Annotated in this window: 15 protein-coding genes; 6 read left to right on the plus strand and 9 right to left on the minus strand. The window is 69.6% G+C overall.

All coding sequences use genetic code 11. The annotated features are described in order from the left end of the window. The first annotated feature begins 28 nt into the window (after positions 1 to 28). Complete coding sequence (locus BM394_RS09545) at positions 29 to 580, plus strand: DUF2505 domain-containing protein (protein WP_092976865.1); 552 nt, start codon at positions 29 to 31, stop codon at positions 578 to 580. A 110-nt stretch (positions 581 to 690) separates the two neighbouring features. Further along, complete coding sequence (locus BM394_RS09550; RefSeq protein ID WP_092976868.1) at positions 691 to 1,440, plus strand: maleylpyruvate isomerase family mycothiol-dependent enzyme; 750 nt, start codon at positions 691 to 693, stop codon at positions 1,438 to 1,440. Between the two features lie 309 nt (positions 1,441 to 1,749). Here BM394_RS09550 and BM394_RS09555 read toward each other — a convergent pair whose 3' ends face one another. The 4 genes from BM394_RS09555 to BM394_RS09570 form a co-directional block, all read right to left on the minus strand. Next, positions 1,750 to 2,553, minus strand: a complete 804-nt coding sequence (locus tag BM394_RS09555) for an alpha/beta fold hydrolase (RefSeq protein WP_245780076.1) — start codon at positions 2,551 to 2,553, stop codon at positions 1,750 to 1,752. After that, entirely contained in the window at positions 2,553 to 2,840 is a 288-nt protein-coding gene (locus BM394_RS09560) for a DUF2516 family protein (protein WP_092976871.1), read from the minus strand. The genes BM394_RS09555 and BM394_RS09560 overlap by 1 nt, the downstream gene beginning before the upstream one ends. Positions 2,841 to 3,016: 176 nt before the next feature. Next, entirely contained in the window at positions 3,017 to 3,841 is an 825-nt protein-coding gene (locus BM394_RS09565) for a hypothetical protein (RefSeq protein ID WP_175530035.1), read from the minus strand. Positions 3,842 to 3,846: 5 nt separating this feature from the next. After that, positions 3,847 to 4,305 (minus strand): helix-turn-helix domain-containing protein, encoded by a 459-nt coding sequence (locus BM394_RS09570; protein ID WP_175530051.1) that lies wholly within the window; start codon positions 4,303 to 4,305, stop codon positions 3,847 to 3,849. 148 nt (positions 4,306 to 4,453) lie between these two features. Between BM394_RS09570 and BM394_RS09575 the strand changes: the two genes are divergently transcribed. Further along, positions 4,454 to 4,687, plus strand: coding sequence for a hypothetical protein (locus tag BM394_RS09575; RefSeq protein WP_092976877.1), 234 nt, complete (start codon positions 4,454 to 4,456; stop codon positions 4,685 to 4,687). Between the two features lie 126 nt (positions 4,688 to 4,813). On the opposite strand, the gene BM394_RS09580 is transcribed toward BM394_RS09575, so the two are convergent. Continuing rightward, positions 4,814 to 5,227 (minus strand): VOC family protein, encoded by a 414-nt coding sequence (locus BM394_RS09580; RefSeq protein WP_092976880.1) that lies wholly within the window; start codon positions 5,225 to 5,227, stop codon positions 4,814 to 4,816. A 46-nt stretch (positions 5,228 to 5,273) separates the two neighbouring features. Here BM394_RS09580 and BM394_RS09585 point away from each other — a divergent pair, with 46 nt between their 5' ends. Next, a complete protein-coding gene (locus BM394_RS09585) occupies positions 5,274 to 5,885 on the plus strand; it encodes a CGNR zinc finger domain-containing protein (RefSeq protein ID WP_245693804.1) in 612 nt (203 codons plus the stop codon). Positions 5,886 to 5,933: 48 nt separating this feature from the next. Here BM394_RS09585 and BM394_RS09590 read toward each other — a convergent pair whose 3' ends face one another. Next, a complete protein-coding gene (locus tag BM394_RS09590; protein WP_245780077.1) occupies positions 5,934 to 7,190 on the minus strand; it encodes a DUF445 domain-containing protein in 1,257 nt (418 codons plus the stop codon). Between the two features lie 194 nt (positions 7,191 to 7,384). Between BM394_RS09590 and BM394_RS09595 the strand changes: the two genes are divergently transcribed. Next, a complete protein-coding gene (locus BM394_RS09595) occupies positions 7,385 to 8,551 on the plus strand; it encodes a pyridoxal phosphate-dependent aminotransferase (RefSeq protein WP_092977214.1) in 1,167 nt (388 codons plus the stop codon). A gap of 203 nt (positions 8,552 to 8,754) precedes the next feature. Here BM394_RS09595 and BM394_RS09600 read toward each other — a convergent pair whose 3' ends face one another. The 3 genes from BM394_RS09600 to yczR form a co-directional block, all read right to left on the minus strand. Beyond that, the gene (locus tag BM394_RS09600) at positions 8,755 to 9,291 is read right to left on the minus strand and encodes a hypothetical protein (protein WP_092976883.1); all 537 of its coding nucleotides are present in this window, start codon (positions 9,289 to 9,291) and stop codon (positions 8,755 to 8,757) included. Then, the gene (locus tag BM394_RS09605) at positions 9,288 to 9,881 is read right to left on the minus strand and encodes an RNA polymerase sigma factor (RefSeq protein WP_092926140.1); all 594 of its coding nucleotides are present in this window, start codon (positions 9,879 to 9,881) and stop codon (positions 9,288 to 9,290) included. Before BM394_RS09605 ends, BM394_RS09600 begins: the two co-directional genes overlap by 4 nt. Before the next feature lie 1,182 nt (positions 9,882 to 11,063). Beyond that, on the minus strand, positions 11,064 to 12,500 hold the full coding sequence (yczR, locus tag BM394_RS09610; protein WP_217643422.1) for a MocR-like transcription factor YczR: 1,437 nt from the start codon (positions 12,498 to 12,500) through the stop codon (positions 11,064 to 11,066). 62 nt (positions 12,501 to 12,562) lie between these two features. Here yczR and yczE point away from each other — a divergent pair, with 62 nt between their 5' ends. Next, entirely contained in the window at positions 12,563 to 13,204 is a 642-nt protein-coding gene (gene yczE, locus BM394_RS09615) for a membrane protein YczE (protein ID WP_092976886.1), read from the plus strand. The last annotated feature ends 1 nt before the right edge of the window (position 13,205 follow it).

A 13,205-nucleotide genomic window follows, 5' to 3' on the forward strand; every position in this document is an offset into this window, starting at 1 on the left:
TCACGGTCGTCACGGTAACCTGCGCCGCATGACACGCCGCATCGAGCACCACAGCATGTCGCGTTGGCCCGCGGCACGGATCCACGCGGCGCTGGTCGACGAGGCGTGTCTGCGCGAACGACTGGACGAGCTGGGCGGTGCGGCCGCGCTATTGGTGTCCCACACGGTCACCGAGCACGACGTCCGGTTCCAGCTCCGGCAACAGCTTCCCGAGCAGGACCTGCCCGGCGTGATCCGCGGTGTGCTCGGGGGGAGCCCGGTCGTGGACCGCAGCGAGACCTGGCGGCGGCGGGAAGACGGACATTTCGTGGGCGAGGTGGCCGCCACCCTGCGAGGAGTTCCGAGCACCGTCACCGGCTCACTGTGGCTGCGCGATCTGACACCCGGCGAAGAGGTCGACACCGACACCGCTGCCGGGGATCGACCGTGGGCCAGTGAGTTCGTGTTCCACGGCGAGGTGAGCGTACGGCTGCCGTTCCTGAGCGAGCGGGCGGAAGAACTGCTGGCGGGTCAGGTGCGCCGCGTGATCGCTCAGGAGCGGAAGTTCCTGGCCGACCGGCTGAGCCGCGAGGACGGGTAGGTGGGTTGCCGTACCCACTCGATGTCGGCCCCCGGAGGAGCCGACGAGAGGTTCCGCCGATCGAGAACGGGAGACGACCGAACCGCCGATCTCCTTCTAAACTCCGTGACATGAACGAGGACTCGAATCACGCACTGTTACGCGAACACGCGAGGGCGCTCCGCGAGGCGGCGTCCGGTGCGGGGGCCGACGCGGCCGTACCCACCTGCCCGGAATGGGACATCCTGCAACTGGTCCGGCACCTGGGCAAGGTCTACGACATGGTGGGCCGGGCACTGAAGCTGAGTCCCGATGACTCCCGGCCCAGGCCCGAGTCGGCTCCCCGGGAGTTCGACGCCGCGCTGCACTGGATGGACGAGCGGTTGACGGACCTGACCGCACAGCTGGCCACGGACTCACCGGACCGCCCGGTTTGGTCGTTCTTCCCCGGCGGGACCCCGCGGAACTGGGCGAGGCGAATGGTGCACGAGACCGCCATTCACCGGCTGGACACCGAGTACGCGCTCTCGGAGGGTGGATCGAACGGCGGCGGGCCGCTGTTCGACGCCGAATTCGCCGCGGACGGGGTCGACGAATTCCTCAACGTGCTGTTCGGGATCGGGCAGGACTGGTCGACCGATCGGTCCGCCGGACAGCTGCTGTTCCACGCGGTGGATGTGGAGCGGGCGTGGTTGGTGACGTTCGAGGCCGGGCGGTTCCCCACGATCGAATGCCGACGCGACACCGCGTTCGGTGGCACCGAACCGGAGGCGACGGTCGCGGGCGACGCGGACACGCTCTACCGCCGGGTGTGGGGACGCCCCAACACGGCGACGACCAGCGGGGATCTCGGACTGGCGGAGCTGGTCAACGGCAGGTGACCACCGCGGGGTGCCGACAACTCACCCCCTGCCCCAGCCCGCGAAATTGACGACGCCGTCACCGCCCGTCGAAACGCGACCGTGAGCGAGGCAGCGCAGGGAACCCCGGTGCGTGAGTCGGATGCATTGCGAGGCCGGGCCGCTCGCCGCGTAGGTCGCTACTCAAGAGCCGGCCCAACGCGGCAAGGCGCCGACTCACGTGCCGGCTACCCGACCACCCCGCCAGAGCAACCGGCCAAACAACACAGCGAGAGCCGTGCCAGAGGTTCCGCCACGGAACCACCCTCGAACAACATCGACAGAATCCAACTATCGGTCGTTGAGAAAACCGGTCAGCAGTTTCCGCAACTCGGCACGCCTGTCCAGCATGGGCGCGGCGGAGTCGAACACCTCCAGCCGCGCCTCGGGCAGCACGGCCGCGAGCCGTTCGGCGACCGAGGGGTCGTGCAGCGGATCGGAAGCGGCGCCTATCACCAGGGCGGGGGAAGCAACGGCGGAGAGTTCGGCGCTGTCGTCCAGCGGAGCCTGCCGGGGCAGGGTACGCAGGGCGGGACCGAGACGCCGCAGCGTGGCCGCGCGCTGCTCGACGTAGTGGCCGACGTCGGCATCATCCGGGAGCCCGGACCCCACGATCGCGCGCAGCCACTCGCCGTCGTCCTCGGCAGCGGCGGCCACACCGGCGGCGAGCCGGTCGAAGACCTCGGTCACCTCACCACCACGCGGCTGGTCCAGCGCGGCGGGAAGCAGCAGGACGAGTCGCTCGAAACGCGCGGGATTCCGCGCGGCTATCCGGGTCAGCGCCCCGGCGCCGAGCGAGACCCCGACCGCCCGTTCGGCACCCACCCGATCGGCCGCTTCGAGCACGTCGTCGGCCACGCGCTCGTAGCTCCAGTAACCGTCCGCCGGGTCCGCGGCACCACCGTGACCGGGCAGCGTGAGGACCACGCGGGTACCGCGCAGTCCCGAGGCGGGGATGCGAGCCTCACCCTCGGTGGCGCCGAGGCCGTGCACCACCAGCGTCACCGGCGCACCGCTGCCGTGCACGCGCCACGTGGCTCCCGACGCGAGTTCCGGATGGTCGCCGCCGACAGTTCCCGTCGAACCGATCGTCACTACCAGGAACTGCCCTTCTGCACCTCGGTAACCCGGGGACGCACATCCACGATGTAGACCAGCGCGGCGACGAGACCGGCGATCCAGATAATCGTCATGGGTCCCCTGGCCATGAGTATGAGCACCAGCGCACCAGCGCCGGTGATCCCGAGCCAAATCGGCTTGGACTGCTTGTCCGCAGCCGTGAACGCGTCGGCGCGCTGCATCAGCGCGTGCCCGAACGCGTACACCCCAACCGGGATACCCGCTATCCAGAGAGCCGTCACGATCACCTGAGCCAGAAGCACACCGCCAGGATACGGGTAATCCTCACGGAAGTCCCGGTCGTGTGTCGGAAGTGCCGGTCGTGTGCCGAACGGGCGCGGTCACGGCCGCGCGAGCGCCGGGGCCGCGCCCGACGGTGACGGTCTCGGACGTTGGCCGCGCCCGTCCGCGTTCGTTCCCGCGGGCGAGCGGGTCACCGTCAGCTCTGTTCCTTGTTCCGCGCGGCGGACCTGGGCTGCTTCGAGGGGTTGTTCCTGCTGCCGGACGAACCGCGCTGCCCACCGGAACGGCTCCCGCTGCCGGAGCCACCGCTGGCGGAACCACCGCTGGCGGAACCACCCCGGCCGCCGCTCTTCGCCGCCGAGGCGCGGTTGGCGGTGCGTCGTGTCGCGCCGCGAGTCTCCGAGGCGGCACGTTCCCCGGTCTCACGCACCGTTTCGGCGGTCTCCTCGGCGGCCCTGGCCGCCTCGGCACCGGCCTCGCGTACCGTCCCGGCGGTCTCCTCCGCCACGGTCCGGGTGGTGCGGGCCGCCTTCTCCCCGAACGAGCGGGTGGTGGTGCTGACCCTGCCGAGCACGTCGTCGGCCAGCTCGCGGGCCTCGCCGACGGCTCCCTCGAAACGTTCCTGGGCGTGTTCGACCTGGCTCTTGGCGTGCCGCACTCCCGGCTGCTCACGAAGCCGCTGCAGTGCGTCCTCACCGCGCTCGCTGAAGTAGCCGTAGAGCCTCGCGGCGGAATCGCGATAACCGTCGAGCAGCTCACGCACCTCTCCGGAACGGATCCGCTCGCGCAGCTCTCCGAGATCCGAGGGCAGTTCGCTCACGGTCTCGCGTGCCGATCCCGCGTGCTCGTTGAGCTGCTCCCGCACCCGGTGCACGCTGTCGGCCACGGCGTGCGCGGCGACCTCACCCGCGCCGAGGGCCGCCACCAGCGGCATCCGAGCCTGCTTGTAGAGGCCTTCGGCGGCTTGGCCCGCACGACCGCCCGGTTGCTCGGTATCGCTGTTCTCGGTTCGTGTCGCCATGGTGCTCACTCCTCGGATTCGGATCGAACTGCCTCGTGGACGGCGGTCCCGTCCCGTAACTCCGGCTCTTCTCGCGGCTCCTGGCCCCGCGCGGACACCGCCCCGGATGCCGCGTTCTCGCCGCGGAACGAGGTGTAGACGTCGAGCAACACCTGTTTCTGCCGGTCGTTCAGCTCGGTGTCGGCCAGGATCGCGTCGACCACCGGCCCACCCGGACGGCTTTCCAGAATCCCGGCCCGCACGTACAGCGCCTCGGCCGAGATGCGCAGGGCGTGGGCGATCTGCTGCAGGATCTCCGCGCTGGGCTTGCGCAGTCCTCGTTCCACCTGACTGAGGTACGGGTTGGAGACTCCGGCCCGTTTCGCCAACTGTCGCAGCGAGATCTGGGCGGTGGCGCGCTGCGCGCGGATGTAGCCCCCCAGGTCGTTGACAGCCCGGTTCACTGCTTTGACCGGGCGATCCATCCGTTCCACGATCGCGCCACCCTTCCCTCACTTCCACGCTAGCAGCGTTGCTAACTATTGCAAGCACAGTGCTCGCACTCGAACGGGGGATAGGAAGCGGTGGTCGACACCGCGTTAACGACGACTGTCGATTTCTCGCGAAATCACCGTGGCGGGCTCGGTGCTCGCTAAGATCGAGCGCGATGAAGTGGTGATCCGTCGCGGACCGCATCGCGGTCCCGTGTCGTCCGACGCGCTCCGGCCACGCGCGCCGAGAGCGGACGGCGACCGGGGCGGTGTGTTCAACGGCTTAACCGGGCTGGGATCCGACCCCGAAACGCTGCGACGGGCCTTCGACGAGGCGAACGAACTGTTCGGAACCGTGGCCGCGAAGATTCCGTGACGACCGTGGTGCGGGCGGCGCCGGTGCCGGTGACCTCTCCTGTAACCACCGGCACCGGCGTAGTCCCACCGGTCGACACGCGGGGCACCGTCGGCCCCGTTCGAGGGACGTCGATTTCCCGCGAGATCACGCGGGCGGCGGTCCCCAGCACAGGCAGAACGGGTGCCCGGCCGGGTCCGCGTAGACCCGGAACCTCGATTCGAGCTCGTCCGCGGGCTGGGGCAGCCGAGTGGCTCCGGCACGCAGCGCACGGGCCTCGACGGTCTCGAGATCGGTCACCCGGATGTCGAGATGGGCCTGCTGCTGCGGTGGCGAATCGGGCCACCCCGGGGCGGTGTGGTGCGGATCCAGCTGGCAGGAGATCCGCGCACCGCCCTCGGGATCGGCCAGTTCCACCCACCGCTCGTCGGACTCCGACTCGTCGACCGGCCAGCCGAGCAGCTCGCCGTAGAACTCGGCCAGCCCGCGCGGATCGGGACCGTCCAGCACGAAGGAGATCACGCGCAGCGGGGTCGAGGTGGCGCGTTCGGTTCCTGCCATCGAAGCTCTCCGTAACTACCGTAACTGTTTCAATGGTTACCAGCCGATGATTATGACCTCGCAACCGCGTTACCGCAAGGAATCGCTGGCCTACGATGGGACCGTGAACAGCAAAGCCGTCGCAGCCGTCGCGCCGAACGGGCTATCAGCGGCGCCCTCCGAGCCCGTCGGGCCCGACACGGAACAGGACATCGACCTTCTGCTGGCGTTTCTCAACACCGTCGACGCCGAGACCGGCACTGATGTGCTGGCGGAGACGGAACAATGGCAGCAGTGGTGCCTGCGGCACACCGGGCAGGCATCCGTGGACACGGCAGCAGCACGCGAGATTCGCGACCTGATGCGCGATTCGATCAGTTGCGGTTCAGGCGAATCAACGGCCATACCTCCCGCGACAGCGGAATGGCCGGTGCGCATTCATCTCGAGGAAGGAGTGCCGGTCGCCTCCGGCAGCGATGCACTCGGAGCCGTCCTCGCGGCGGCCTCCCGTATCGCCACGGTGGGACGCTGGCACCGCATCAAGATCTGTCCCGCGACGAACTGTTTGTGGGCCTTCTACGACCGCTCCAGAAACCGATCGCGCACCTGGTGCTCGATGCGGGTCTGCGGCAACCGGGAGAAGGCACGTTCCTGGCGGGAACGCCACACCCCACATTGAGCACCACCACGACACCACTCGGTACAGCCGCGTGGTCACCGCGGGTGGTCACAACAACAACTCGGTGACCGTGTGTATGGCCAGTCCGGCCAACGCACCCACCACCGTGCCGTTGATGCGGATGAACTGCAGGTCACGCCCCACCTGTAGCTCGATCCTGCGGGAGGTGTCGGCCGCGTCCCAGCGGTCGACCGTGTCCGTGATCAGCGTGGTTATCTCGGCACGGTAGTGGTTGACGACGTAACGGGCCGCCTCGCGCAGCCAGCCGTCCACCTTGTCACGCAACTCCGGCTCGGCGGCGAGGCGGCCACCAAGTGAGACCAGGCCGTCGCGTACCCGCTGCCGCAGCTCGCTGTCGGGGTCCTCGGCGGCTTCCAGCAGCATGCCCTTGGCCGTTGTCCAGGCGTCGGCGACCAGGCTCCGCACCTCGGGGTGCTCCAGTACCTGCCACTTGATGCGATCGGCTCTGGCCATCGTGGCCGGGTCCTCCCGCAGATCCCGCGCGAACTCGACCAGGAACCGGTCCACCGCCTTGCGCATCTGGTGCTCGGGGTCGGTCTTGACGGCCCAGGCGAAGGCCAGTATCTCGCTGTAGATCTTGTCCGCCACCAGCGAGTCGAAGAACCTGGGTGACCAGGAGGGAGCACGCTGGTCCACCACCCGCGAAACCGTCTCGTAGTTGTCCCGGACCCAGTCGTAGGCACGATCGCAGACCAGATCGACCAGCCCGCGATGCGAGCCGTCCTCGAAGACCCTGCCGAGAACGCGCCCCAACGGCGGTCCCCACGGCTGTTCGACGACCTTGCGCAGCACGGTCTGTTCCAGCACCTGCCGCACGTCCTCGTCCCGCAGCACCCGCACCGCACCGCGCAACACCGCTGCCGACTCCGCCGTGACGCGCTCCGCGTGCTCCCGCCGCGACAGCCACTCACCGATCCGGCCGGTTATCCCGGCACGGTCCAGCTTGTCCACCACGACCCGTTCGGACAGGAAGTTGGTGCCGACGAAGTCACCGAGGCTCTGACCGAGCGCGTTCTTGCGGTTGGGGATGATCGCGGTGTGCGGGATGGGTAGCCCCAGCGGTCTGCGGAACAGCGCGGTCACCGCGAACCAGTCGGCCAGCGCGCCGACCATCCCAGCCTCGGCGGCGGCGTTGACGTACCCGACCCAGCCCGAGCCGTCGGGCACCAACCATCCGGTCCACAGGTAAACGAACGCGGCCAGCAGGAACAGCCCCGTGGCGACGCCCTTCATGCGGCGCAGCCCGCGCCTGCGGGAAAGCTCGGCCACCGAAGTATCCGACACCCCACGATTGTGGCAGCGCTGCCGACCACGGCCGCCACCGCGCTCGCCCCTCGGCCTACCGGGGCGAACGCCGCGACGACGCCCCACGGCCCGGACGCGTCCCCGACGGGAGGCGCCCCGGAACCGGCGGAAGGTCGTCGGGCGAGCACCACGGAAACCTGGTCATCCGAGCTTCCACTAGTAGGGTGCGATCCGTGCGTACTCCACCCTTGAGCAGTCGACTGCGCCCGTTCACCTCGACGATCTTCGCCGAGATCACCGAGCTCGCCCGGCGCAACGAAGCCGTCAACCTGGGACAGGGGTTCCCCGACACCGACGGCCCAGCGGGCATGCTCCGCGAGGCCGAACGGGCGATCGCGGACGGCACGAACCAGTACCCACCGGGACCGGGTGAGCCCGAGCTGCGCGCCGCCATCGGTGCCCAGCGCGCCGCCGACTACGGCATCGAGCACGATCCGGAGACCGAGATCCTGGTGACCGTCGGTGCCACCGAGGCCATCAGCGCGGCGATGCTCGGCCTCGTGGAGCCCGGTGACGAAGTGGTGCTGCTGGAGCCCTGCTACGACTCCTACCCCGTGGCGGTGTCGCTGGCGGGCGGGACGCGACGCACCGTGCCACTGCGGGTGACCGGAGAGCGGTTCGAGCTCGACGCAGCGGCCCTGCGAGCGGCGGTCGGTCCGAACACCCGCGCGATCGTGCTGAACTCGCCGCACAACCCGACCGGCACCGTGTTCACCGAGGCGGAGCTGGCCGAGATCGCGGCTGTCTGCCGGGAGAACGATCTGCTCGCCATCACCGACGAGGTCTACGAACACCTGGTTTACGACGGGCGCGGCCACGTGCCGCTGGCCACGTTCCCGGGAATGGCCGAGCGAACCCTCTCCGTGTCCAGCGCGGGCAAGAGTTTCAACGTCACGGGGTGGAAGATCGGCTGGGTCTGCGGGCCCCCGGAACTGGTCGCGGCGGTCCGCGCGGCGAAGCAGTTCATGACCTTCGTCGGTGGCGCCCCGTTCCAGCCCGCCGTGGCCCACGCCCTGCGTGAGGAGCGGGACTGGCTGCCGGAACTGCGCGGCCAGCTGCAGCGGAAGCGGGACCGTCTCGGGGCCGGGCTCCGCTCGACGGGTTTCGGGGTGCTGGCCTGCGAGGGCACCTACTTCCTGTGTGCCGACATCCGGCCGCTCGGCTATTCCGACGGCGCCGAGTTCTGCCGCGCCTTACCCGAGCTGGCCGGTGTCGCGGCCATTCCGCTCCAGGTGCTCTGCGACGATCCCGAGCCGGTACGCCACCTCGTCCGGTTCGCCTGCTGCAAACGCGACGAGGTGATCGACGAGGGAGTCCGGCGACTGCACAAGCTGGGTTGAGGGAGTTCCGCCGGACGGGTCCCCGGCTCCCTCCGGCGTGAACCCTGCCGGATCTCACCAGCGGATACCCGACTTCACGGGTGGCGACGGGACCACCGCGTCGCCACCACATCACGGGTGACGCCCCGGTTGGCCGGGATCCAGGCGAATCCGGCCAACCGAACGCCTCTCCCGGCGCGCTCGCGAAAGCACCGTTACCCGCGTCAGCACACGAACCAGTCGCTGCTCGTCCGATGCGTGACGAGCCCGTCCGCTCGCCGGGTGTGCAGCCGCAGACAGATCGGCCCGGCGGGAACACCGGGCACGGCGAACCCACCGCAGCCGTCCAACTCGCCCCGGCACTCCCCCTTGCCGTGCCGCACGATCACCGCGCCCGACGGGCTGGGCTGCCCCGCTCGGCTCAGCACGATGCCGCGGGCGAGGAACTGCCCCTGCCGCGTGGGGCGCAGTTCCAGCTCGACGAGTCTGCCCGGTGCGGCGAAGCTCAACGTGCGTACCTCGGCGGCGCCGGACGGCTCACCGACGGCACCGGACGAGTCACCGAGGGCGCGGCGCCGGACGGCGGAATCGCCGAGTGGTTCCAGCACTCCGACGGAGTCACGTTCACGGACCAGGCGCCGCGCGGCGCCGTAGGCCGCGCTGATCGCCCGATCGGGGGTGGGATCCGTTCGACGGAACAGCCTGCCCAACGATCGGAGCTCTTCGGGAACCCCCGTGCTCTCATCGATCCCCGTGCTCACACCGCCACCCCTTCCACGGCTTCCGGGCTCCCCGACGCGAGCATCCGCAGACGCAGCGCTCGCAGGCATCGCTGCTTCTTGGGACCGATGGAACCGCGGGCCATCCCCAGCGCGGTACCGATCTGCTCGTAACTCGCGTCCGGGGCCACCGCCATGATCCGCAACAGCTGTTGGCAGCGGTGTGACAACTGCGCGAACGCCTGTGCCATCCGCGCGGCCGACAACGAACGCACCGCGCTGCTCTCCGGAGTCTCGGTGCCGTCGGCGGTTTCGGCCAGCAGTCCGGCCAGCCCGCTGGGCGATTCCCTGCGTCGCGCCCGCGCCAATCGCATCGACTCGCGACGGGCGGTGGTAACCAGCCACGCGGACACCCCCTCGGAGTCGCGGAGTCGGTGCAGGTTCTCGGCCAGCAGCAGCCAGGTCGCCTGCCACGCGTCCTCGGCATCGGCCCGGTTGGCCGAGTAGGCGCGAACGGCTCCCCACACCACACCGCTGTTGCGGTCCACCAGCTCGCGCCAGGCGCGCTCGTCACCGACGGCCAGCCGACTGAGCAACACGGCGGTACCGCAGGATCGCTCCCGTTCCGTCACTGGAACACCTTTCCTACTTCGGGATCGGTCCCGACCCGGGAGCCGTGGGCGTCGAGCGGAGCACACGACTCGGGCCGGTTCGCCGAATAGGAGACGTCACGGCCGCCGCTGGATTCGCGGTGCGGCCGTAAACCCCCGAACGGGGCAAGAGTTCGAGTAGTACTACGTACCTGCCGCGTAGTCACCGGGGAGCCACCGGTCCCACCGCGGACCGTTCTCATTCACCGCCGGGCGGCATTCGGGAAAAACCAACGAGCCACAACGGGCGATTGTTGATTCGTAACACCGCCTAACCGGGTGATAGGCGGCGTTTGCGGATGCCAATTCGCCGATTACCCGGGAGGATGATGGTCGAACGCGGGCAGCGAGACACGGGGCGGTGATTCTGATGCAACGGACAGTCCCGAGTGGTGAGGGAACGTCCACATTCACCGAGACCGGACGATCGCCGGTTGGCGCGCTCCGGTTCCCGAAGCACGCCGGGCGTTTCCGCTCCAGACCGCGGGCAGCGGACGGCGGCTGACCGAAGGCGCACGGCGAGCGGCCGAGAGCGTCCGGCGAGATTCCGAGAGTGCGCGGCGAGAAGCCGAAAGCGCACAGCGAGAGTTCGCCGCTATCCCGCCCGGCCCGAACGCCGAGACTTCCGATCCGGTTGCCTGCGCCCGACCGGGTCGGTCGGGGCGCCGCATCGGGGCGAACCAATCGTCACGAGAGCGGCAGACAGCCCCGCCCCCGGTGTCGCACTGCCCCTGTGACACCGGGTCGAGCGGCCACCCACCGGCACGTCGAGGGGCCGTGCCGGCGGGTGGCCGAACAGCCATCCCCTACGAGAGCCGTGCCGGAGGTTCCGCCACCCCGCCTCCGAAACGACGTCGATTTCCCACGAAATCGCCGCGCCACTTCGACGCAGGCCGAACTCCCACCGCCCTCGCAGCCGGCACCGCCGCGCCCCGACCTCGGGGCGGCGCGATTTCTCGCGAAATTGACGGCCCCCGAAACCGTCCTCGTGACGCGACCATGCGGCGTCAGCAGCGCGCGGAACCCCGGTGCGTGAGTCGGATGCATTGCAAGGCCGGGCCGCTCGCCGCGTAGGTCGCTACTCAAGAGCCGGCCCAACGCGGCAAGGCGCCGACTCACGTGACGGCTAACCGACCCACCCGAAAAAGCTCCGCCATCAGCACCCTAGGTAACCAGGTCGGGCGGGTGGGCAGGCCCGATCGAGTCGTCGGCTTCGGCGATCAACTCCACTGCCCGCCGCAGCGTTTCCTCCGGCAGGCTGTAGGGCAGTCGGAGACGGTCGTCGAACTCCCCTTCCACCGCGAATCTCCCGGAGGAAGCCAGCCGCACGCCTCGTTGTTCGGCGGCCACGGCCAGCCGTCCGGCTCGGCGGGAGCCGATGTGGCACCACAGCGAGAGCCCACCGCCCGGCGGAGTGAATGTCCACTGTGGGCGAAGCTCGCGCAGCGCCGCCACCAACCGGTCCCGCTGGTGCAGCAGTCTCGTGCGCTGCCGATCCAGTACGCGATCGGCGTCGTCCAGCAACTCGCTCAGCACCAGCTGCTCGAAAACGGGGCTGCCGAGGTCGATCGCGGCACGACCGACGACGATGCGCTGCACGAACTCGTGCGGCGCACGGATCCAGCCGAGCCGCAGACCTCCCCAGAACGACTTGCTCGCCGAGCCCACCGTCACCGTCTGCGACTCGGCGAAGGCAGCCACGGGAGGTGGAAGCGGCTCCCCGGAGAGATTGATGTCGACCAGCGTCTCGTCCACCACGACGGTCGTGCGGTGACGCCGCAGCGCGTGGCCCAGCCGTTCCCGCTCGGCCGCGGTCATCAGCGCGCCGGTGGGATTCTGGAAGTCGGGAATCAGATACGCCAGCCGCGGCGCCGCCTGTGCCAGGGTCGCCTCCAGCAGTTCCGGATCCCACCCGCCGTCGACCAGGGGCACCGGCAGCGGTCGCGCGTGTACGCCGCGGACGGCTTCCAGCGCGTTCGGGTAGGTGGGATGTTCCAGCAGCACCCGCTGCCCGGGAGTGAGCACCGTGCGCAGCACGAGGGCGAAGGCGTGCTGCGCGCCGTTGGTGATCAGTATCTGTTCGGGGTCGGTGGGCAGGCCGCGCTCGGCGAAGCGCCGCGCGATCCGCTCGCGCAGCTCCGGCAGGCCCTGCGTCTGATAGCCGTGCCCGTGGAACCGCGTGGCGAACCGCTCGCTCGCCCGTTCGAACGCCTCGTACACCTCGGAGGACGCGGCGGGAGTGGCTTGGGCGAAGTTGATGCTCTCGCCGCGTTCCGACGGGTACCAACCACCCGACTCGGCGGTGCCGCCGGCCGTGGCCGGCAACCCGATCCAGGAGCCCGCTCCCCGTCTGCTCCGCACGAACCCCTGCTCCCGGAGCCGGTCGAGCGCAGCGGTCACCAGATTGCGACTGGCGCCGAGCCGGTCGGCCAGTTCACGTTCGGCGGGTAGTCGCGTACCGGGCGGCAGTTGCCCCTCCAGCACCAGCTGGCGCAGTGCCGAGTACAGCGCGTCGGCGCTGGGACGGTCGCCCCGCGACCAGTTGCCCAACAACCGCGCCAGAGCATTGACTCCCGTTCTTCCCGCTTCCGAAATCGTCACGGGTACCAATATTCCACTATTGGCCCTGTCTATAACAGACCAAAACCGAATATCAATCGGATATGCCTCGAAGAACCGCGACAGTGGACCTCGAACCGATACCGGTGACACACCGCCCCGGCACCCGACTGCTACGGCTGTTCACCGGACTCGCCTGCTACGGCACGAGCATGGCGATGATGGTGCGCGCGGAACTCGGACTCGCGCCGTGGGACGTGCTGCACGACGGCCTGGTGGAACGCACCGGCCTAGGCTTCGGCACCGTGACCGCGATCACCGGCGCCCTGGTGCTGCTGTGCTGGATACCGCTGCGCCAGCGGCCCGGCATCGGCACCGTCGCCAACGTGTTCATGGTGGCGCTCTCGGTGAGCATCGCGCTGCACCTCATCCCACCGGTCGATAACCTGCCGCTCCGGGTGGCGCTGCTGCTCGGTGGCGTGCTGTGCAACGGTCTCGCCACCGCGGTCTACGTCGGGGCCCGGCTCGGTCCCGGCCCCCGCGACGGGCTGATGACCGGCCTGCACGGCACGACGGGGCTCTCGCTGCGCGCCGTCCGCACCTGCGTCGAGCTGTCGGTACTGCTGACGGGCTGGCTGCTGGGCGGCTCGGTGGGGTTCGGAACGGCGCTCTACGCGCTGGCGATCGGCCCGACGGCACAACTCGCGATGCCCGTTGTGGCGGTGCGGACCCCGAACGCAGGATAAT

The sequence above is a fragment of the Actinopolyspora lacussalsi subsp. righensis genome, from assembly GCF_900116555.1.
In the GTDB taxonomy this organism is placed as follows: domain Bacteria; phylum Actinomycetota; class Actinomycetes; order Mycobacteriales; family Pseudonocardiaceae; genus Actinopolyspora; species Actinopolyspora lacussalsi.

Coding starts and splice junctions, on each gene's coding strand:
- BM394_RS09550 (WP_092976868.1), top strand. CDS start 691: ATGAACGAGGACTCGAATCACGCACTGTTACGCGAACACGCGAGGGCG.
- BM394_RS09545 (WP_092976865.1), top strand. CDS start 29: ATGACACGCCGCATCGAGCACCACAGCATGTCGCGTTGGCCCGCGGCA.
- BM394_RS09565 (WP_175530035.1), bottom strand. CDS start 3,841: ATGGCGACACGAACCGAGAACAGCGATACCGAGCAACCGGGCGGTCGT.
- yczE (WP_092976886.1), top strand. CDS start 12,563: ATGCCTCGAAGAACCGCGACAGTGGACCTCGAACCGATACCGGTGACA.
- BM394_RS09570 (WP_175530051.1), bottom strand. CDS start 4,305: ATGGATCGCCCGGTCAAAGCAGTGAACCGGGCTGTCAACGACCTGGGG.
- BM394_RS09580 (WP_092976880.1), bottom strand. CDS start 5,227: ATGGCAGGAACCGAACGCGCCACCTCGACCCCGCTGCGCGTGATCTCC.
- BM394_RS09585 (WP_245693804.1), top strand. CDS start 5,274: ATGATTATGACCTCGCAACCGCGTTACCGCAAGGAATCGCTGGCCTAC.